Source organism: Frankia sp. CgMI4 (assembly GCF_001756285.1).
GTDB lineage: Bacteria > Actinomycetota > Actinomycetes > Frankiales > Frankiaceae > Frankia > Frankia casuarinae.
Map to the genome: position 1 here is coordinate 154911 of NZ_MAQZ01000043.1, position 21222 is coordinate 176132.

18 protein-coding genes are annotated in these 21222 nt (G+C 70.0%); 9 read left to right on the top strand and 9 right to left on the bottom strand.

Going from position 1 to position 21222, the window contains the following annotated elements; genetic code table 11:
- Positions 1–28: 28 nt before the first annotated feature.
- From Manayef4_RS03840 to Manayef4_RS03855, 4 genes are all read right to left on the bottom strand, one after another.
- Positions 29–1246, bottom strand: a complete 1218-nt coding sequence (locus tag Manayef4_RS03840) for an amidohydrolase (RefSeq protein ID WP_070130624.1) — start codon at positions 1244–1246, stop codon at positions 29–31.
- Between the two features lie 75 nt (positions 1247–1321).
- Positions 1322–2470 (bottom strand): glutamate--cysteine ligase, encoded by a 1149-nt coding sequence (locus tag Manayef4_RS03845; RefSeq protein WP_070130625.1) that lies wholly within the window; start codon positions 2468–2470, stop codon positions 1322–1324.
- Positions 2471–2691: 221 nt separating this feature from the next.
- On the bottom strand, positions 2692–4542 hold the full coding sequence (gene aspS, locus Manayef4_RS03850; RefSeq protein ID WP_070130626.1) for an aspartate--tRNA ligase: 1851 nt from the start codon (positions 4540–4542) through the stop codon (positions 2692–2694).
- 199 nt (positions 4543–4741) lie between these two features.
- A complete protein-coding gene (locus Manayef4_RS03855) occupies positions 4742–5128 on the bottom strand; it encodes a hypothetical protein (protein WP_023839883.1) in 387 nt (128 codons plus the stop codon).
- A gap of 39 nt (positions 5129–5167) precedes the next feature.
- Between Manayef4_RS03855 and Manayef4_RS03860 the strand changes: the two genes are divergently transcribed.
- Both Manayef4_RS03860 and Manayef4_RS03865 read left to right on the top strand, forming a co-directional pair.
- Complete coding sequence (locus Manayef4_RS03860) at positions 5168–5980, top strand: purine-nucleoside phosphorylase (protein ID WP_070130627.1); 813 nt, start codon at positions 5168–5170, stop codon at positions 5978–5980.
- A gap of 18 nt (positions 5981–5998) precedes the next feature.
- Positions 5999–8023 carry a phospho-sugar mutase gene (locus Manayef4_RS03865; protein WP_070130628.1) on the top strand — a complete coding sequence of 675 codons (2025 nt, stop codon included), beginning with the start codon at positions 5999–6001 and terminating at the stop codon, positions 8021–8023.
- On the opposite strand, the gene upp is transcribed toward Manayef4_RS03865, so the two are convergent.
- Complete coding sequence (upp, locus tag Manayef4_RS03870) at positions 7969–8607, bottom strand: uracil phosphoribosyltransferase (protein WP_070130629.1); 639 nt, start codon at positions 8605–8607, stop codon at positions 7969–7971. The genes Manayef4_RS03865 and upp overlap by 55 nt on opposite strands.
- Positions 8608–8647: 40 nt before the next feature.
- Here upp and deoC point away from each other — a divergent pair, with 40 nt between their 5' ends.
- Positions 8648–9427: a deoxyribose-phosphate aldolase gene (gene deoC, locus Manayef4_RS03875; RefSeq protein ID WP_108913196.1), complete on the top strand. Its 780-nt coding sequence runs from the start codon at positions 8648–8650 to the stop codon at positions 9425–9427.
- Between the two features lie 102 nt (positions 9428–9529).
- Here the strand turns inward: deoC and Manayef4_RS03880 are convergent, their stop codons facing one another.
- The 4 genes from Manayef4_RS03880 to Manayef4_RS03895 form a co-directional block, all read right to left on the bottom strand.
- The gene (locus Manayef4_RS03880) at positions 9530–10120 is read right to left on the bottom strand and encodes a DNA-3-methyladenine glycosylase I (RefSeq protein WP_035730889.1); all 591 of its coding nucleotides are present in this window, start codon (positions 10118–10120) and stop codon (positions 9530–9532) included.
- A gap of 167 nt (positions 10121–10287) precedes the next feature.
- Complete coding sequence (locus Manayef4_RS03885; protein ID WP_070130651.1) at positions 10288–11388, bottom strand: adenosine deaminase; 1101 nt, start codon at positions 11386–11388, stop codon at positions 10288–10290.
- An 87-nt stretch (positions 11389–11475) separates the two neighbouring features.
- Positions 11476–12780 (bottom strand): thymidine phosphorylase, encoded by a 1305-nt coding sequence (locus Manayef4_RS03890; RefSeq protein ID WP_070130630.1) that lies wholly within the window; start codon positions 12778–12780, stop codon positions 11476–11478.
- Complete coding sequence (locus tag Manayef4_RS03895; protein ID WP_035730893.1) at positions 12777–13211, bottom strand: cytidine deaminase; 435 nt, start codon at positions 13209–13211, stop codon at positions 12777–12779. The genes Manayef4_RS03890 and Manayef4_RS03895 overlap by 4 nt, the downstream gene beginning before the upstream one ends.
- A 121-nt stretch (positions 13212–13332) precedes the next feature.
- Here Manayef4_RS03895 and Manayef4_RS03900 point away from each other — a divergent pair, with 121 nt between their 5' ends.
- The 6 genes from Manayef4_RS03900 to Manayef4_RS03925 all read left to right on the top strand — a co-directional run bounded on the left by Manayef4_RS03900 (position 13333) and on the right by Manayef4_RS03925 (position 21218).
- Positions 13333–15492, top strand: a complete 2160-nt coding sequence (locus Manayef4_RS03900) for a serine/threonine-protein kinase (protein WP_070130652.1) — start codon at positions 13333–13335, stop codon at positions 15490–15492.
- Positions 15493–15585: 93 nt separating this feature from the next.
- Positions 15586–17610: a serine/threonine-protein kinase gene (locus tag Manayef4_RS03905; protein ID WP_070130631.1), complete on the top strand. Its 2025-nt coding sequence runs from the start codon at positions 15586–15588 to the stop codon at positions 17608–17610.
- Positions 17611–17860: 250 nt separating this feature from the next.
- On the top strand, positions 17861–18256 hold the full coding sequence (gene sdhC, locus Manayef4_RS03910) for a succinate dehydrogenase, cytochrome b556 subunit (protein WP_011435134.1): 396 nt from the start codon (positions 17861–17863) through the stop codon (positions 18254–18256).
- Complete coding sequence (locus Manayef4_RS03915; RefSeq protein WP_011435133.1) at positions 18256–18717, top strand: succinate dehydrogenase hydrophobic membrane anchor subunit; 462 nt, start codon at positions 18256–18258, stop codon at positions 18715–18717. The genes sdhC and Manayef4_RS03915 overlap by 1 nt, the downstream gene beginning before the upstream one ends.
- 48 nt (positions 18718–18765) lie before the next feature.
- Positions 18766–20520 (top strand): succinate dehydrogenase flavoprotein subunit, encoded by a 1755-nt coding sequence (gene sdhA, locus Manayef4_RS03920; protein WP_070130653.1) that lies wholly within the window; start codon positions 18766–18768, stop codon positions 20518–20520.
- Entirely contained in the window at positions 20520–21218 is a 699-nt protein-coding gene (locus Manayef4_RS03925; RefSeq protein WP_070130632.1) for a succinate dehydrogenase iron-sulfur subunit, read from the top strand. The genes sdhA and Manayef4_RS03925 overlap by 1 nt, the downstream gene beginning before the upstream one ends.
- Positions 21219–21222 lie beyond the last annotated feature (4 nt).

The following is a 21222-nucleotide window of genomic DNA, read 5'->3' on the forward strand; positions in this document are numbered from 1 at the left end:
GCGGATCCGGACAGAGGCGGACGTAGCGTCACGGCGCCGGGGGCGTATGGGTCAGCAGATCGAGAGCCGCGCCGGCAAGCAGCTTCACGCCCACACCGATCGCCCTCTCGTCCACGTCGAAGCTGCCCTGGTGAAGGTCGTAGGTGTGGCCGCCGGGTGTCCGAGTGCCCAATCGGGCCAAGGCCCCCGGCACGTGGTTCAGATACCAACCGAAGTCCTCGCCACCAAGCGATTGCGCCACCATGGTGGAGGCCCCATGACCAAACACGCGGTCGACGACGGTCCGAAGGACCTCGACGACATCCACGCTGTTCACCACGGGCGGCACGCCACGGCGGTAGTCGACCACGATCTGTGCTCCGTACGGTGCGACGAGCTGCTCGGCAACCTGAGTGACCAGCGCCGGCACGCTCTCCCAGGTCTCCCGGGACAGGGTGCGGACCGTGCCTCGAAGCTGACCGGTACGAGGGATGGCGTTGGCAACGGTTCCCGCCTGCACCTGACCCCAGACCAGGGAGAGCGCCGACCTGGGATCGACCAGTCGCCCCAACGCGGCAGGGAGATCGGCCGCAAGGCGGACGAGCGCGTACACCAGGTCGACTGTGTTCTGTGGCCGGGAGGTGTGACCRCCGGGCCCGGCCAGCGTGATTTCGACGGCATCGGCGGCAGAGGTGATCGGACCCGTCCGCAGACCGATCATGCCCAGGTCGAGCGCCGGATCGCAGTGYAGCGCGATCGCCGTGGTCACCGGCTTCAGCACGCCCGCGTCGATGATGTCCAACGCGCCGCCCRGCATGAGCTCCTCCGCGGGCTGGAACACCAGGCGCACGGTCCCGGGCAGCGTGGACACGCGTGCGACCTCGGCAAGCGCGAGTCCGGCGCCGAGCGCCACGGTCGTGTGTACGTCATGTCCGCAGGCGTGAGCCACACCCGGAACGGTGGAGCGGTACGGCACGTCCTTGATATCCGAGAGCGGAAGAGCGTCCATGTCGGCCCGCAGCATGATCACGGGAGCGCCTGGATCATGATCGACGCCGGCACCGATGTCACACCACAGGCCAGGAAGGTCCGGCAGGCGCTGCGGCGACAGTCCCGCGGCCCGAAGCCGCGCCTCGACCTGCTCGGCGGTGCGGTGCTCCTGYCGGCCGAGCTCCGGGTGAGCGTGGAGATCGCGACGCAACGCGATCAGCTCGGATTCGTGCGCGGCCACCCACCCGGCGACCGCCGCGGTCTCGTCAACCYTCATCTGCCGGCCGGGCTCCTCCCTGCACACGCCACGCGGGCCCTGAACGCAGGCGGTTCGGGGTATTCGCCGGCGTGTCTAGCCRTCGACTACCGGACGGCCGGTGTTCATCTCTTCGAGAAGGGTATCGACGACCCGGGTGAGATCTCCACCGGCCCGCCGGGCGGCGTCCCGCTGCCGGATATAGCTCGCGCCCGTCCGCAGGATGGTCAGCGTGTCGGAGAGCTCGGATGAACAACCGAGACGGTGGGCGACCGGAAGCAGATCCTCCACGAGATCGGTGATGTCATCCCGGACCGGCCGGATACCGCCCCGACCATCGACGATGATCTGCGCGTCCAGACCGTACCGGGCCGCCCGCCACTTGTTCTCCTGCACGAGCCATCGTTGCGGGGTCGGGAGACGATACCCACGATCGATCTGGGTGTTCATGCGGTCAACCAGGCACTGCGCGAGAGCCGCAACCGCCCCCACCTCCATCAGGGACGGCAGACCATCGCAGACCCGCAGTTCCACGGTGCCGAAGTTGGGATGTGGACGGATGTCCCACCAGACCTCGCGGATCGTCTCGATGGTGCCGGAGACAATCAGTGTCTCCATGAACGACTCGAAACCCGGCCAGTCCTCCAACGGGTACGGCAGCCCCGCRGTGGGCAGGCTCGCGAAGACCTGTGATCGCGATGAGGCCAGCCCGGTGTCTCCRCCCAGCCAGTAGGGCGACGACGCCGACAAGGCGAGAAAATGTGGGACATAGGCCATCAGAGYGTTCACGATCGGCATGGCCTTGTCCGCAGACCGCACTCCGACATGTACGTGGACGCCGAAGATGAGCAGCCGCCGGGCCAACCACTGCATCTGGCTGACCAACCGGAAATAGCGATGATCCTCGGTGATGCGCTGTCCCATATAGTCACTGGCTGGGTGCGTGCCGCTGCACATCAGCCCGATCCCGCGCCGTTCCGCCAGATCGCGCAGCAGCGAGACGGTTCCAGACAGGTCCGCGGTCGCTTCCTCCACCGAGTCGCAGACCCCGGTGATGACCTCGATGGTCGACTCGAACAGCTCGTGCTTGGCCTTGGCCGCCTCGCACTCCCCGACCTTCGCCCGCAGCTCGTGAAGAATCCCGCTGGCCTCGCCGCGAAGTTCGCGCGATTGCTGGTCGACGAGCTGCAGCTCCCATTCGATGCCGAGACTGGTGCTCGACGACGACGAGAAAGGGATCTGCACCTGGCCTCCTGGGGTCGGGTCTCGGGGTCGGTAACAGCTCGGGGTCGGTAACAGCACCAGACAGCCGTCACCCACCGGCTCGGCTCACGGGCAGCAGAAGGTGACTACCCCATTCGGCCCGTTCCTACCCCACCACCCCACCGGGGAAGCTGGCCAAAGGCCTGGTCGCGGCAATGCCCGGCCCCGACCACCGCACCGCTCATCGGCCAGGCCCGACGCACTCAGACGGCTACCGGGCCCTGCCCCTGTCCCGGTGCCGGTGCCGGTGCCGTGACCACCCGCACCCCCAGCTCACGCAGCTGACGATCGGTCACGGGCGTCGGGGCSCCCGTCAACGGGTCGAGTCCCGACTGGGTCTTGGGAAAGGCGATGACCTCCCGGATGTTCTCCTCACCGGCGAGGATCGCCACCAACCGGTCGATCCCCACCGCGAATCCGCCGTGCGGTGGTGYCCCGTAGCCAAAAGGGGTGAGGAAGAAGCCGAATCGAGCCTTCGCCTCCGCCGGCGAGATTCCGAGGATCCCGAAGATGCGCTGCTGGAGACCGCTCTCATGGATCCGGATCGAACCGGATCCGAGTTCCCAGCCGTTGAGCACCAGATCGTACGCCCGGCTACGCACCGCGAGCGGATCGGTCTCCAGCTTGTCCACATCGTCGGGGTGCGGACGGGTGAAGGGGTGATGCCCCGGCTTCGGCCGTCCGGTGCCAGGGTCCACCCCGACGAACAGCGGGAAGTCGACGACCCACACGAACCGCAACGGACCTTCGCCGGCCGGTGGGCGGCCCAGATCGTTGCGAAGCTGGCCGAGTACCTCGCAGGTGGTCGCCCACTCGTCGGCGACCAGGAGAAGAAGGTCTCCCGCCACCGCCGCGGTTGCCGCGACGATGCCGGCGAGTTCCTCGGCGGAGAGAAACTTCGCCACCGGGGACTCCAGTTCACCGCCGGGACCGACCCGCATCCAGACCAGGCCCTTCGCGCCCAGTCCCTTCGCCCGCGCGGTGAGATCGTCGAGCTTGCGCCGGTTGTGCGAGGCCGATCCGCCGGGTACGCGGATTCCCTTGACGGCCTCGGCCCCGGCGAACGCCTTGAAACCGCTACCCGCGAAGACCGCGGTCAGCTCTACGAGTTCCATGCCGAACCGCAGGTCCGGCTTGTCGACCCCGAAGCGGTTCATCGCCTCGTGCCAGGACATCCGCTCGATCGGCGGCACGGGGCCGCCGGTCACCGCCCGGGCCGCGGCCAAAACCGCCGCCGACGTCACGTCGAGCACGTCGTCCTGGTCCACGAAGCTCATCTCGAGGTCGAGCTGGGTGAACTCGTACTGCCGGTCGGCCCGTAGGTCCTCGTCGCGCAGGCACCGGGCGAACTGGAAATAGCGATCCGTCCCACCCACCATGAGCAGCTGCTTGAAAAGCTGGGGTGACTGCGGGAGGGCGTAAAAACTGCCTGGGAACTGGCGCGACGGAACGATGAACTCCCGTGCTCCCTCCGGGGTCGAGGGCATCAGCAGCGGCGTCTCGACCTCGACGAAGTCCAGCGGGGCAAGCGCCGAGCGCATCGCCGCAAGAACCGCCGAGCGGATCCGCAGGTTGCGCTGCATCCGGTCACGGCGCAGATCGAGATAGCGGTAGGCGAGACGAGTGGCCTCATCGACGGAGTCGGCTCGATCGTCCAGCGGGAACGGCGGCGGTGTCGCGACCGAGAGCACCTGCACCTCGCAGTCGCGTAGTTCGACCTCGCCCGTGGCCAGGGCGGGGTTCGCGGTCCCCTCCGGGCGGACGGCGACGGTACCGGTGATCCGCAATACGTACTCGGTCCGGACGTCGACCGAGCCGTCGACGACCGCCTGAATGATCCCGGAATGGTCACGCAGGTCGACGAAGGTCAGCGACTGRCCATGCTGACGGCGATGCGCCACCCAGCCACACACCGTCACGGTCTGGTCAACGTGATCCGATCGCAGATCACCGCACATATGTGTGCGCATGGCCGTGCGCTGCCGCCCGCCCGAGGTGGCGGCCCCCGCCACCGGGATCGGTAGCTCGCCGGTGGTCGACTGGGTCGTAGTCATCGATCCGTTGTTCCCATCGCAGTCTGGTCCGGCCCGCCGGGTACTTTTCTCGCCAGATGTGTGGCGATGTCACCGCGCCCGTCGCGGGATCCAGTCCTGACCCTATCGGCCGGTAACCGCGAGACCGCCGCTCCCGGCGGCCGCACGGGCCACACAGGCCGCACAGGCCGCACAGGCCGCACGGCGAGATCGTTCACTGTTAGCGCAGCGCGCGGATGAAACGGCTCGCCTCCCCGCGTAGCCGGGCCGGGATGCGCAGAACCTGACGGCCGCGGGGAGTGGTGAGCTCGACGGTGATCACATCTCCGTGCTTGACGCCTCGGGACGCCGTCACCTCACGACGGTCGAAGACGACGTCGAACCAGTCGCCCTCCCGCGGGAAGGGGGCGAGGACCAGCAGCCGCCGATCGGTCAGCACGATCCAGCGCGAGGCCCCGAACCGGTGTCCGACGAAGGATTCGACCTTCGCCGTGAACCGTCCGGGTCCACTCGGGTCGGTGAGCCGACCGCGCAGCACGACCTCGGTGAACTCGCCGGACTCCAGGGGCACTGCCGGGAGACGACGGTGGGACGGTATCAGGGGCACGGGCGTCAGTGTCCTCCACACACCCCGTACAGTCGCCGGGTGAGGGCACAGGCGGACGAACCGAATGCGGCGGCCTCGGCCGCCACCCTGGCCGAGCTGACCGGAGCCGACCGGCACGACATYGCGATTGTGCTGGGATCGGGCTGGCCCCCGGCCGCCGATGTACTGTCCCGGCAGGCGACCGACGTCACCGAGGTCACGTTTACCCAACTCGGCGGCTTCCCCTCCAACACCGACGTTCCCGGGCACAAGCCGACCGCACGCTCCGTCCAGCTCGGCGACCGTCGCCTGTTGATCTATCTGGGTCGCGTGCATCCGTACGAGGGCCATGACCTGTCCCGGGTGGTCCACGCGGTCCRCCTGGCCTGTGCGGCCGGCGCGTCGACCGTCATACTGACGAACGCCGCCGGCGGTCTGCGCGCGGACATGTACGTCGGCCAGCCCGTCCTCGTCGCTGACCATCTGAACCTGACCGGCCGCTCGCCCCTGGTCGGCCCGGCGTTCACCGACCTGACCGACGCCTATTCCCCCCGGCTACGGACGCTTGCCCGCGAGGTCGATCCCACCCTGACCGAAGGGGTGTATGCGGGACTGCCCGGTCCGCACTTCGAGACACCCGCGGAGATCCGCATGCTGCGGCTCCTGGGAGCCGACCTGGTCGGCATGTCGACCGTGCACGAGACGATCGCGGCGCGGGCCGCCGGAGCGGAGGTGCTGGCCCTGTCCCTGGTCACCAACCTCGCGGCGGGGATGAGCGGCAAGCCGCTGGATCATCTCGAGGTGCTGACCGCGGGAGCCGCCGCCGCGGAACGCCTGGGTATCCTGCTCGCCGACATCGTCACCCGGCTGTAGGACCGCGGCGGAATCGCGATGCCGTCCGCGTCCCGACCCGGCCCGACGTCCCTGCCCAGCCCGACGTCCCTGCCCAGCCCGACGTCCCTGCCCAGCCCGCTCGCCGAGCAGGTCGAGGCCTGGCTGAACGATGATCCGGATCCCGCCGACCGGGCCGAACTGGCCCGGCTGCGCGACGGCGCGGGTCACGATGCCACGCTGCTCGCGGAACTGACCACACGTTTCCACGGACCGCTGCGGTTCGGCACAGCCGGGTTGCGCGGGCCACTGCGCGCCGGTCCAGCCGGCATGAACACTGCCGTGGTGCGCCGCGCCGCCGCCGGACTCGCCACCTGGCTCACGAGCAGGGCACCACCAGCACCGGCACCACCAGCACCGGCGGCACCGAAGCCGGATCCGGCCACGGCCGGGAGCTCCATGAACGCCGCACCGGGCTCGGCCGCGGCCCCGAATTCCTCGACGGCGACCGTCGTYGTCGGCTACGACGCCCGGCATCGCAGCGAGGCGTTCGCCCTCGACAGCGCCCGGGTGTTCGCCGGTGCCGGATTGCGGGCGCTGGTACTCCCCGGGCCGCTACCCACTCCGGTGCTGGCCTTCGCCGTGCGCAGGCTGGGCGCGGACGCCGGCGTGATGGTCACGGCCAGCCACAATCCGGCCACCGACAACGGCTACAAGGTCTACCTGGGTGATGCTTCCTCTGACGCCGCGAGGGGAGCGCAGCTCGTGGCTCCGGCGGACCGTGAGATCGAAGGAATGATCGCGGCTGCCGGCCCCGCCCGGGCGATCCCACTCGCCGAGACCTRGCGGAGGCTCGATGCGGATGTCGTCGACGACTACATACACGCGGCGGCCACGGCCGGCCGGGCAGCCACCGCCACCGCCACCGCCACCGCCACAGCCACCGACCTACGCACAGACGTGACCACAGACCCGACGGCCCTGACCGTTGCGTACACCCCGTTGCACGGTGTCGGCGCAGGCGTTCTCGGCGCCGTGTTCACCGCCGCGGGTCTCGCCGCACCCAGGGTCGTCCACGAGCAGGCCGAACCCGATCCGGAGTTTCCGACAGTCCAGTGGCCGAACCCCGAGGAGGCGGGGGCRATGGACCGGGTTCTGGCGCTCGGCGAGCGCATCGACGCCGATCTGGTACTCGCCAACGATCCCGACGCCGACCGGTGCGCCGTCGCCGTCGGAGGGCGGGTACTCAGCGGCGACGAGGTCGGTCTGCTTCTCGCCGATCATGTCCTGCACTCCTGCCCCGGTCCGGTGGCGACCACCATCGTCAGCTCCTCCGGTCTGCGTGCGCTGGCCGCCGAGGTCGGCGTTCCTTACGCCGAGACGCTGACCGGATTCAAGTGGATCATGCGTGCGGACGCGCGGCTGGTCTTCGGCTACGAGGAGGCACTCGGCTACGCCGTCGCCCCGGAGCTGGTCCGCGACAAGGACGGCATCACCGCCGCCCTCGCCATCGCCCTGGTCGCCGCGCGGGCGAAGCAACGAGGCCGGACCTTGCCAGACCTGCTCGACGAGTTGTCCGCACGACTCGGTGTCCATCTCACGGGGCAACGCTCGGCGCGCTTCGACGACGTCACCCAGATCGACGAGACGATGCACCGCCTGCGGGCCCAGCCGCCGACCAGCCTCGCCGGGCGTCCCGTCACCGCGGTCCGTGACCTGCTGGCCGGTCCGCGGGACGGGGACGCACCGGCGGGAGGCATTCCCCCTCGACCCGCACGCCCCGTGGACCGCGCCGACGCGGCGCATCCGGTTCTGCCACCCGCCGACGTGCTCATGCTGTTCCTCGACGAGGACCGGGTGATCTTCCGCCCGAGCGGGACCGAACCCAAACTGAAGGTGTACCTCGAGACCGTGGAGCCGGTGCCGGGGCATGCCGTTGACGCGGTGCCCGCGGCTCGGGACCAGGCCGCGGCACGCCTGCTCCACCTGCATACGGCCGCGGGCAATCTKCTCGACGGACGCGACGGAGATCACATCTCGCCGAAGATCCGATCACCCGCGTCGCCGAGCCCGGGCACAATATAGGCCGTCTCGTTCAATCTCTCGTCGACCACGGCGGTCACAACGGTCAGGTCCGCCGTGCCGACCGCAGGGCCACCGGATTCCAGCGCCGCAAGGCCCTCCGGTGCTGCCACCACGGAGACCACGGTGACGCCCCGCGCCCCGCGGTCGGCGAGCAGCCGCAGACAGTGCAGGGCCGAACCGCCGGTGGCGAGCATCGGGTCGAGCAGCAGCACCGGGCGGCCGRCCAGATCGCTGGGCACCGCCTCCAGGTAGACCGTGGGTTCGAAGGTCGTCTCGTCGCGGGAGAGCCCGATGAACGCGGTGTGGGCGTCGGGAAGCAGGTTGAGCGCCGCCGGCAGCATGCCGAGCCCGGCCCGCAGCACCGGGACGACGACCGGCTCCGCGGCCAGCCGCACCCCGGAGGTCGTGGCCAGCGGAGTCGTGACGGCGACCGGCATCGTCGGCAGCGTACGGGTCGCCTCGTACACGAGCATCATCGCCAGGTCGTACAGGACGGGCCGGAACCGGGACCGGGGCGTGCGCTCGTCCCGCAGGACGGTCAGCGACGAGGCCGCGAGGGGATGGTCGACGATGTRCAGCTGCACGGAAGGACTCCTCGTACGCGAAGCCGGGCGATCGGCAATGATGCAACGTATGACAACGGCTCCGGCAGGATCGGACCGTCCCGGCGAGGAACCCGAGAAGTCCCCCTCCCGACCGGCCGCCGGCGCTCGCCCCACCCTGCGGCGCGCCGAGGTGGCCCGGATGGTCGACCACACACTGCTACAGCCGTCCGCCACCGGCGAGGAGATACTCGCGCTGTGCGGGGAGGCTGCCAAGCTGGGTGTCGGTGCCGTCTGTGTGGCGCCGACCCATGTCTACCTGGCCGCCGCGAGTACCCGACGGGACCGCGGTGAGGTCAGGCCGGCCTTCGGCGTCGCCTCTGTCATCGGCTTTCCGCACGGCACGCACCTGACCGTCATCAAGGCCGAGGAGGCGCGGCGGGCGGTCGCGGACGGCGCCACGGAGATCGACATGGTCATCGACATCGCCAACGCGATGGACGAGAACTGGCGAGCGATCGAGACCGAAATCACCGAGGTCCGGCTGTCGGTGCCGCCGGACGTCGTGCTCAAGGTCATCCTGGAGACGGCCCTGCTGCCGGACGAGAGCATCGGCGCCGCCTGCCGGGCAGCGGAGGCCGGCGGCGCCGAGTTCGTCAAGACCTCCACCGGTTTCCACCCGGCCGGCGGGGCCAGCGTGCGCGCAGTGCGGGCGATGGCGGCGGCCGTGGGTGGCCGGCTCGGCATCAAAGCCTCGGGCGGCATCCGCACCACCGAGAAGGCGATCGAGATGATCGAGGCCGGCGCGACCCGGCTCGGGCTGTCCGCCTCCGCGGATGTGCTCGCCGGCTTTCCCAGGTGACCGGCTTCCCCGGATGATCCGCCGGAGCTCCACCCAGCCCATCCGGCCGGTTCACGGCCACGGACTGAACCGCCGCCGACGGCCACAGCCGAGATCTGACGGCTAGCCCACGCCCCCCGCCACCCAGCAGCCAGACAGATGATCATCAACGAGCCCGCAGGCCTGCATCAGAGCATAGGCGGTGGTCGGACCGACGAAGACGAACCCGGCCGCGCGCAGCCCCTTGGCGAGCGCCACCGACTCGGGGGTCTTCGCCGGCACGTCGGCGAGGGTGGCCGGCGCCGCCCGCCCCGTCGGCTCCGGCTGGAACGACCAGATCAGCTCCTCCAGAGGATGGTCGAGCGTAAGGACGGCGCGGGCGTTGACGATCGTCGCCTCGATCTTGCGACGGTTTCGGACGATGCCGGCGTCGGCGAGCAACCGGTCGACATCCGCGGAACCGAACGCGGCCACGGCTGCCGGGTCGAATCCGGCGAACGCCGCCCGGAACGCCGACCGCTTGCGCAGGATCGTCAACCACGACAGGCCGGACTGGAACGCCTCCAGGGTCAGCCGCTCGAACAGACCGACCGTGTCCCTGACCGGACGCCCCCACTCGTAGTCGTGGTAGGCGACGTACTCCGGCGTGGACAGACCCCACGGGCATCGCGGGCAACCATCGGCTCCCACCACGACATCCGAGGCGGGCCTCACCGGGACATCCGAGGCGGGCCTCACCGGGACATCCGAGGCGGGCCTCACCGGCCCGGACGTCCCGGACCCGGAGATCCCGCTACCGAGCAGATCGGGTTCAGCGCCCGGCGGACCGCCGCTCAGCGGACCACCGCTCAGCGGACCACCGCTCAGCGGACCACCGCTCATCAGGCTGACTCCGCGGAGACGAGCTCCGCATAGCCCGGCTTGATGACGTCGTTGATGAAATCGAGCCGCCGGTCGAAGGGCAGGAAGGCGGACTYCATCGCGTTGAGGGTAAGCCAGCGGATGTCGGACCAGCCGTAGCCGTTGACGTCCACGAGGGTCGCGAACTCACTCGACAGCGACACGCCGCTCATCAGCCTGTTGTCCGTGTTGACCGTGACCCGGAACTGCAGCCGGCGAAGCAGCCCGATGGGGTGCCGCTCGATGCTTGGCGCGGCTCCGGTGTGCACGTTCGACGAGGGACACATCTCCAGCGGCACCCGGACGTCGCGCACGTAGTTCGCGAGATCACCGAGGATCGCCTTACCGTCCGGATCGACCGTGATGTCATCGACGATGCGCACTGCGTGCCCCAGCCGATCGGCGTTGCACCACTGCACGGCCTCCCAGATCGACGGCAGGCCGAACGCCTCGCCCGCATGGATCRTGAAGTGGCCGTTCGCCCGCTGGATGTATTGGAAGGCATCCAGGTGACGGGTGGGCGGATTACCCGCCTCGGCGCCCGCGATGTCGAACCCGACCACGCCGGCATCGCGCCACCGGACCGCGAGCTGCGCGATCTCCAGCGAACGGGCCTGATGGCGCATCGCGGTGAGYAGGGCGCGAAGGTGCAGCGGTGTGCCGGCCGAACCGGCTCGGAACCCGTCAAGCACGGCCTCGACCACCGCGTCCAGGGACAGCCCGCGCTCGAGGTGCAGCTCGGGTGCGAACCGTACCTCGGCGTAGACGACGCCGTCGGCCGCGAGATCCTCCGCGCACTCCCGCGCCACCCGCATGATCGCATCCTGGGTCTGCATCACCCCCACCGTGTGCCGGAACGTCTCCAGGTAGCGGACGAGCGAACCGCTGTGCGCGCCGCCACGGAACCAGGTGCTCAGGGCGTGGACGTCCGTGGTCGGCAGATCGCGGTAACCGGTCTCGTCGGCGAGCTCTACCACCGTGGCCGGCCGGAGCCCGCCATCAAGATGATCATGAAGCAGTACCTTCGGTACCCGGCGGATATCCTCGACCGTGATCGTCGGGGACCGTGCGTCGTTCGTCATCATGTCCTCCGTCATCGTCTCGACGGTAGGCCACGGGTACGACAGAACAGCGACGGCACGATGACGACCCGGACCGCCGGGACCGGTTCAGCTGATGTGATCGAGGACAAGCGGTGTGCTCGGGGGCGGCGTCGCGGCGACCTCCACCGCTCCCGCCAGGGCCTCCCGGGCCCGCTCGACGCTGGCCGGGTCATCGGTGTGCAGTTCCAGCAACGGCTCGCCGGCCGTGACCGGGTCACCGATTCCCACCCGCCACCGCACGCCCGCCGTCGCGGAGACCGCGTCCTCCTTGCGGACCCGGCCCGCGCCAAGCCGCCAGGCCGCCAGGCCGACCGCTCGGGCGTCCAGGCGGTGGAGATGGCCGGTCGCCGGCGCGGGGACGGTCTCGACATGGCTCGCCGCCGGAAGCGGCGCGTCCGGATCGCCGCCCTGGGCCGCGACCATCGCCCGCCACACCGCAAAAGCGTCCCCGGCAGCCAGTACCTGCGCGGGATCATGAAGAGCACCGGACCGGTGGCCGAGTTCGGCGGCGACGAGGTCGATCATCACCCTGGCCAGCGCGACGGTGACCTCCACCAGATCCGCCGGCCCACCACCACGGAGGGTCTCCACGGCCTCGGCCACCTCCAGCGCATGCCCGGCGGTCCGGCCGAGGGGATGGTCCATCCCGGTCAGCAGGGCCTCGGTGCGGACCCCGGCGGCAACGCCGATCCGAACCATCGTCCGGGCGAGCTCACGGGCCTCATCCACCGACGTCATGAAGGCCCCGGAGCCGACCTTGACGTCCAGGACCAGCGCCGACGTGCCCTCGGCGATCTTCTTGCTCATGATCGACGATGCGATGAGCGGGATCGACTCGACGGTTCCGGTGACGTCCCGCAGCGCGTAGAGCCGGCGGTCGGCCGGGGCGAGGCCGGCACCCGCGGCGGCGATCACCGCACCCACCTCGGCGAGGAGCTCACGCATCCGGGCGGCCGACAGATCCGCCCGCCAGCCGKGGATCGCCTCCATCTTGTCCAGCGTTCCACCGGTGTGACCGAGCCCCCGCCCGGCGAGCTGTGGGACCGCGGCCCCACAGGCGGCGACCAGCGGCACCAGCACGAGCGAGACCTTGTCGCCGACCCCTCCGGTGGAGTGTTTGTCGACGGTGGGACGTCCCACACCGGTCAGATCCAGGCGCTCCCCACTGTCGATCATTGCGGCGGTCCAGCGGTCCAGCTCGGCGGGAGTCATCCCGCGCCACACCACCGCCATCAGGTACGCCGACATCTGCTCGTCGGCAACCAGACCCCGGGTGTAGGCGTCGACGAGCCAGTCGACGGCCCGGGGATCGACGGGTCGACCGTCCCGCTTGGCCCGGATCAGATCGACGACGTCGAAGCTTCCGCTCACGCGACACCCGGCAGATCGTGCGGTCCGAACGCTGCGGGGAGCAGGTCCGCGATGGTGCGCACGCCGTCGCCCATGGCGACGAGCAGATCCGGCCCGCCGTGCTCGTAGAGCAGCTGACGGCACCGTCCGCAGGGCGCCAACGGCGCACCGTCGGAGTCGACGCAAGCGAACGCCAGCAGCCGACCACCGCCTCTGGCGTGCAGCGCCGAGACGAGACCGCATTCGGCGCACAGCCCGAGGCCGTAGGACGCGTTCTCGACATTGCAGCCGACGACGATCCACGGGTCGTCACCGGTGGTACGTCCGGCGGCGTCCGGCAGATCCACGACCAGTGCGGCAGCACCAACCCGCAGACCCGAGTAGGGCGCGTAGGCACTCTGTGCGACACGGACAGCAGCGTTCCGCAACCGCTCCCAGTCTTTGTCGTTCACACTCCACCCCATGTCCGTGGTCCGTTCGGTCGCTGTYGCCAGCATGCCCGACCCCCCACGATCCGGCCACGATGTGATCCCATGGACGCGGGCCCCACCGGCGATCGGAAGGGACGACGGGATGGCAGGCGAGTCCCCGGACAATCCGGGTTCGGCCAGGGCGGTGACCCTCGTCGGGGGACGGTACCGGCTCGACGGGGTCATCGGACGCGGCGGATTCGGCGTCGTGCACCGGGCCACCGACGAGCTGCTCCAGCGCGTGGTTGCAGTCAAGGAAGTACGGCTGCCGCTCGGGGAGAACGCGGACGAACGCGGCCTGACCCGCGAGCGGGTCCTGCGCGAGGCGCGCGCCGCCGGTCGGCTGCATCATCCCGGTGCCGTCGCCGTCCTCGACGTCATCGACGATGGCGAGCTKCCCTGGATCATCATGGAATACGTTGACGGCCGGTCCCTCGCCACAATCATCAACGATCGCGGACCGCTGCCGGTCGAGGAGACGTGCCGGATCGGCATCAGCCTCGCCTACGCCCTGGAGGCCGCGCACCGGCTCGGCGTGGTGCACCGCGACGTCAAGCCGAGCAACGTGCTGGTGACCGCGGACGGCCGGGCCCGGCTGACCGACTTCGGCATCGCGGTCAGCCAGGGGGATCCCCGGCTTACCAGCACCGGGATGGTGATGGGCTCCCCCGCCTACCTGCCGCCGGAACGCGCCCGTGGCGATGCCGGCAGCGCCGCGGGTGACCGGTGGGGACTGGGCGCCACGCTGTTCACCACCGTCGAAGGTTACCCGCCCTTCACCGGCGGTGACCCGATTTMGGTGCTCGCCGCCCTGGTTCAGGGACGACGCCAGCCCTTCCGGCTGGCCGGACCGCTTATACCGGTGATCGACGACCTGATGGCCCCGCACGAGGCGAGCCGACCACCRCTCACCGTCGTACGCAGGCGACTGCGCGAGATAGTCGAACGAGATGCGGTCCGCCGGCCCTCGCGTCCTTCTCGGCCCACTCGCCCCCGCTCATCGACACGTACCACCTCCCCGGCCGCACGGGCCATACCGACCACACCGGCCGAGTCCGCCACCGAAGCCGTCCCCTCCGGCGACGTCACCGGGTTCCCGGAGACCGAGGTCCGGTCGGAGACCAGTGCCGTCTCCGGGATCAGTGCCGTCCCGGCACCGGTGGCCGCCCTGACCACGCCGGACACCGAGACGCGTCAGGACACCGAGACGCGTCAGGACACCGAGACGCGTCAGGACACCGAGACGCGTCAGGACACCGAGACGCGTCAGGACACCGAGACGCGTCAGGAGGCCACGCCGTCGCGGACACCTCGGTCCCGTCCCACCGGGCCGTTGGAGCGCATGCACTCGATCGACCGGATGCGTGCCCTGGGCGGAATCCCGGCCCGGGCCCGGCTCATCGGCCGAGGGCACGGCAACGGTCTCACCGGCGGCGACGTCGAACTGGCTAATCTCTTCGCCACTGCCGCACCGGCCTCCCCGCCGTCGACCGCCCGGCTGCGGCCGGCGCCCGACGGGCCGGCGGGAATCGAGCCGGCAGGAATCGGGCCGGCGGAAGATCCGCCACGCGACCCCGGCGCCGGGGATCGACGTCGCGTGACCATCGCCGTGGCGACGCTCGTGGCGCTGGTCGCCGCCGCGATCATTGGCATCGTGATCGTGGTGACAGGGGGCCCGGACGACAGGAGCCGCGACACCTCGGCCAACCAGACCGGCGGCATCTCGTCGCCGACCGGAGCCGGCGGGTCGGCCCTGGCGGATCCGGCGGCGGCCAGGGACCCCGTCGCCCGGGAAACCACCCCGGTTACGGGCCCGCCTGGCTGGGTGTCCTACGTCGATCCCACCRCCGGCTGGTCCGTGGCGTACCCCTCGGACTGGCAGCGCCGCGAGGGGCCCGGCGGACCCGGAAACGTCGACTTCGTGGACCCGGCTACCCGGTCCTTCCTACGTGTCGGTAGCGTCAGGCAGGCAAACACCTCTGCCATCGGCGACTGGCAACGCAACGAGGCCGGCTTCCGGCAGAGCGTGCGGGATTATCGGCAGATACGGCTGGCTMCCAGCGATGGTGGGGATGGCACCAACCAGGCCGACTGGGAGTTCGGGTACCGCGGGTCGGACGGGGTCATGGTGCATGTGCTCAACCGGGGTGCGATTCGCAACGRCCACGGATATGCCCTGTACTGGCATACCAGGGAGGATCTGTGGCTGCAGGATCAACCGTTGATGCGCCAGTTGTTCGCCACCTTCCGGCCCGGTCCGTGATGTCGGTCATCGATGGATTTGCGGTGCCCGTAGTGTTCGGAAAGATGCGGGCCGTCCGGCGCGCGCATCAGTCCATCTGTCAGACTTGACACGATGGCTAAATCGGCAAGCGTGCCCCCGGACACCTCCCGGCACGGCACACCTCGCTACGTAGCGCAACGCTACCGGCTCGACACGCCCATCGGGCGTGGTGGAGCCGGTGTCGTCTGGCGCGGTGAGGACGAACTACTCCAGCGTCCGGTCGCCATCAAAGAGATCCTCGTGCCGATGGCCGGCGCGCAGAACGAGCGCGACGCGATTCGGGCCCGGGTTCTTCGCGAGGCCCGCGCCCTGGCCAGGCTGCACAGTCCCGCCATCGTCTCGGTGTACGACGTGGTCGAGGAACATCAGCGGCACTGGATCATCATGGAACTCGTCGACGCGGACAGCCTCGGCGATGTGATCCGCAACCAGGGCCCGCTGCCTTTCGACCAGGTCGCCGCGATCGGGCTGGYGCTGACCGACGCGCTCGCCGCGGCTCATTCGGCGGRCGTGCTCCACCGCGACGTCAAGCCCGGGAACGTCCTGCTCGGGCGGGACGGCCGGGTGMGGCTCACCGACTTCGGCATCGCCGCGACCGAGGGCGACGTGACCCTGACCGGCACTGGGGCCCTGGTCGGTTCCCCGGCCTACATCGCTCCCGAGCGGGTCCGGGGCTCCTCCGGTACTCCCGCGAGCGACCTGTGGGGGCTCGGCGCGACGCTGTACTCGGCCGTCGAGGGTCAGCCTCCGTTCGAGGGCCCGGAGACCTACGCCGTACTGACCGCCGTGGTGGAGGGCCGCCGGCGGGCCTTCCGGCTAGCCGGTCCGTTGCGCAACCTGCTCAGTGACCTGATGGACCGGCCGGCCGAGGAGCGGCCCGACGTGACGGAGATCCGCCGGCGGCTGATCCCGATCGCGCGCAATGCGAATCCGGTACCGGCTTCGGTCATKCACGCCCGTCCTCGGACTGACGAGGAGACGGACGCGAGTTCCGTCGACGTCGGCCTGGAGAACCTCGACGACCCGGCCGAGCCGGCAGCAGGCGCCGGACCGGCCGCGGATTCCCGGTCGGGGTCGAGCGGCGGTGTCGCCGGGACCGCGGGAGTCCAGGCGGGCGAGGCAGCTTCGGCGGCCGTGGGAGACCAGGGGGCTGTCCCGGGCCCGGCGAACCGCCCGGCGTCCGCCGCCGCGCCGCCCGTCCCCGCTGACCGCGACGTCACCGTGGATCCCCTGCTCAACCCCCTTGGCGGGGCCGCCGTGGCGGCCGCGGGCGCTGCCGGGTCGCGCACCGGTCGTAGGGAACCCGACCGCGCCGGCCCATCGAACCGCGTGATCCCGCCGGATCGGACCACGCCGCAGAACCGCGCAGCACCGCCCGGCCGGACGCGGCCCGACCCCGACCACGACGCGCCGACCAGCATCGGGCTCAACAGCGTGGCGGGGCCTTCGGTGGACGACGACGTGACCCGCATCGGCGCGGTCACCCCCGTGTCGGCGACCTCCGACCTGGATCTGTTCGACGACGACAATCACGCCGCCGGACTGTTGCCCCTCGGCGAGGCCCGGCGCCGCGCCGAGCCTGCCCGCCACGACGGACACGGTCGCGGACCGGGCGACCCCCAGCGGCGTCGGCAGCGGACGATCGCGGTCGTGGCCGGAGCGGCCATGCTCGTGATGGGCGCGGCCATCGCCCTGACCGTCGGTCTGACCTCCGGCGGCTCGACCCCCGGGCCGAACGATGTCACCGCGCAGCAGACCACGCCACCGCCCATCGCGACCATCGCTTCATCCCCCCCGGCCGTGACTTCACGGTCCGCCGCGTCTGAGGTAGTCGCCCCGGACTCCCCGCGCTATACCCCCCGCCCCCGGCCGTCGTCGTCCGCGACCCCAACGACGACGCCGACGACGGAGACACCCACCCCGACTCCCCAGCCGAGCACCCAGGTTCAGACCTCCCCGCCGCCGACCCAGACACCACCCCCCAGGGTCACCCCCTCGCCGAGCCGGACGGCGCCGGCCTCTCCAGGGGGCACAACGCCGCCCGTCGTTTCGACGACGGCACCGGCGCCGACCGGAACCACCACCTTCGTGCCCTGACGACCCGGTCGAGGGACGGCTCGGGGAGCGGGCCGGCACCGGACGGCGCCGGAACCGGGGGTGGGGCGTCCCAGTGCCGCCTGTGGCCGAGTTCACCCGGACGCGCCCGGCCCGAACATGCCCTCCACCAGGCCCGGCACTAGCATCTGGGTGAGATGCACCATCGTCTCGACGATGTGTCGGGTCGCCAGAGCGCCCCCAGACATGACCTTTCCGGCCCATCGGCTGGGCCGATCCGGAGGAGCTTTCATTGCCGAAGGCACCAGCGGGCACGCTGTACCGCGGTCGAGAGGGTATGTGGTCCTGGGTGGCCCACCGGATCACCGGTGTCCTGGTCTTCTTCTTCCTCTTCGCCCACGTGCTCGACACCGCTCTCGTCCGGGTCTCCCCCACGTCGTACAACGAGGTGATCGAGGTCTACAAGAGCCCGATCGTCAACCTGCTCGAGGTCGGCCTGGTCGCGGCGGTGCTGTACCACGCCCTCAACGGCATCCGGATCATGTTGATCGACTTCTGGGAGTCCGGCCCGAGATACCAGAAGCAGATGCTGTACGTCGAGCTCGTCATCTTCGTCGTGCTGCTGGTTGCGGCCGCCTCCCGCATGCTGCTGCACACCTTCGAGACGCTGTTCGGGAGCACGACCTGATGACGACCGCTCCCCCCGGTGGCCCGGCGGGCCCGCGCGCGCCGGAACTCGTCGCGCCCCGCACCCCCGGGCTCTCMCGCCGGCGGGGGAAGCCGGGCAGCGCCAAGGCGCGCACCAACTTCGAGCTCTACGCCTGGGTATTCATGCGGGTCAGCGGCCTGCTGTTGTTCTTTCTGGTGCTCGGCCACCTGTTCATCATGAACATCCTCGACGGCGGGGTGCAGCGGGTGAACTTCGGATTCGTCGCCGGCCGCTGGGCGTCACCGTTCTGGCGCACCTGGGACCTGGTGATGCTGCTCCTGGCGGAGCTGCACGGCACCAACGGCCTGCGCACGATCATCAACGACTACGCCGGGCGGCCCCAGACCCGGTTCTGGCTGAAGACGCTACTCTATACCTCGGCGTTCCTGGTCGTCGCCCTCGGCACCCTCGTCATCTTCACCTTCGATCCCGACATCTGAACGCGCCGGTGATCCCGTGACCCCAGCATCGGACGGATGGAGGTAGGCGTGCAGGTCCACAGGTACGACGCAGTCATCGTCGGTGCGGGTGGAGCCGGCATGCGTGCCGCCATCGAGGCGGGCACCCGCTGCCGGACCGCCGTGCTCACCAAGCTCTATCCCACCCGCTCGCACACCGGCGCGGCGCAGGGCGGCATGTGTGCCGCCCTGGCCAACGTCGAGGAGGACAACTGGRAGTGGCACACCTTCGACACGATCAAGGGCGGTGACTACCTGGTCGACCAGGACGCCGCGGAAATCATGGCGAAGGAGGCCATCGACGCTGTCCTCGACCTGGAGAAGATGGGGCTGCCGTTCAACCGGACGCCCGAGGGTCGCATCGACCAGCGCCGGTTCGGCGGCCATACCCGCGACCACGGCAAGGCCCCGGTGCGCCGCTCCTGCTACGCGGCGGACCGCACCGGGCACATGATCCTGCAGACGCTGTACCAGCAGTGCGTCAAGCACGACATCGAGTTCTTCAACGAGTTCTACGTCCTCGACCTGCTACTACAGAAGGGCGCGGCGGCCGGGGTGGTCGCCTACGAGCTGAAGACCGGAGAGATCCACATCTTCCAGGCCAAGTCGGTGGTGTTCGCCACCGGCGGTTTCGGCAAGGTCTTCAAGGTCACCTCCAACGCGCACACACTGACCGGTGACGGAATGGGTCTGGCGTTCCGGCGGGGCATCCCGCTGGAGGACATGGAGTTCTTCCAGTTTCATCCGACCGGCATCTGGAAGATGGGGATTCTCCTCACCGAGGGTGCCCGCGGCGAGGGCGGAATCCTACGCAACAAGGACGGCGAACGCTTCATGGAGCGCTACGCCCCGACCATCAAGGACCTTGCGCCACGCGACATGGTGGCTCGCGCCATCTACACCGAGATCCGTGCCGGCCGCGGCTGCGGCCCGGACGCCGACCACGTCTACCTTGACCTCACCCACCTGCCGCCGGAGCACCTCGACGCAAAGCTGCCCGACATCACCGAGTTCGCTCGGACCTATCTCGGCATCGAACCGTACAACGACCCGATCCCGATCCAGCCGACGGCGCACTACGCGATGGGCGGCATCCCGACCAACGTGGACGCGCAGGTGCTCGCGGACAACGACACGGTCGTGCCCGGTCTGTACGCGGCCGGCGAGGTGGCGTGCGTGTCCGTGCATGGCGCGAACCGGCTGGGCACCAACTCGCTGCTCGACATCAACGTATTCGGCCGGCGGGCTGGCATCGCCGCCGCCGAGTATGCGAACGCGAACGCACAGYACGTCGACCTCCCGGAGAACCCGGCGTCGTTCGTCGAGGACCTGCTCGGGCGCCTGCGCGCGGGCGCCGGAACCGAGAACGCGGCCGCGATCCGGCGCGAACTGCAGGAGTCGATGGACGTCAACGCCTCGGTGTACCGGACGGAGGCGACGCTCAAGCAGGCGCTGAGCGACATCTCCGGCCTCAAGACGCGTTACCAGCGGGTGGGCGTGTCCGACCGGGGGCGTCGCTACAACACCGAACTGCTCGAAGCGGTGGAGCTCGGCTTCCTGCTGGACCTCGCCGAGGTCCTGGTCATCGGGGCGATGGCCCGCAACGAGTCCCGCGGCGGCCACTCCCGTGAGGACTACCCGAACCGGGACGACGTCAACTTCATGCGCCACACGATGGCCTACCGGTCGGGGCCGCTGGTGGCCGCCTCGCCGGAGGCGGAGATCCGCCTGGACTACAAGCCGGTTGTCATGACCCGCTACCAGCCGATGGAGCGCAAGTACTGATGACAGTCACCCTCAAGATCCGTCGCTACGACCCGGAGACGGTCGACGAGGCGCACTGGGAGAGCTACCAGGTGCCGTTCGATCCGAGCGACCGGCTGCTCGACGCAATCATGTGGGTCAAGTGGAACCTCGACGGGACGCTCGCCTTCCGCCGGTCCTGCGCGCACGGGGTGTGCGGCTCGGATGCGATGCGGGTCAACGGCGCCAACCGCCTCGCCTGCAAGGTGCTGGTGAAGGACCTCGGCTCGGAGATCACCATCGAACCGRTCAAAGGTCTGCCGGTAGAGAAGGACCTCATCGTCGACATGGAACCGTTCTTCGACGCGTTCCGGGCAGTGAAGCCCTACCTGATCACGGACGACCACGAGCCGACCCGCGAGCGGCTGCAGTCCACCGAGGACCGGGCCCGCTTCGACGACACGACCAAGTGCATCATGTGCGCGGCGTGCACCACCGCGTGCCCGGTGTTCTGGACCGACGGCGACTACTTCGGCCCGCAGGCGATCGTCGCGGCCCACCGGTTCATCTTCGACAGCCGTGACTCCGGTACCGACGAGCGCCTGGAGATCCTCAACGAACGCGAGGGGGTCTGGCGTTGCCGGACCACCTTCAACTGCACCGACGCCTGTCCACGCGGCATCCAGGTGACCAAGGCCATCCAGGAAGTCAAGCGGGCGCTGTTGTTCCGCCGCGTCTGAGCCT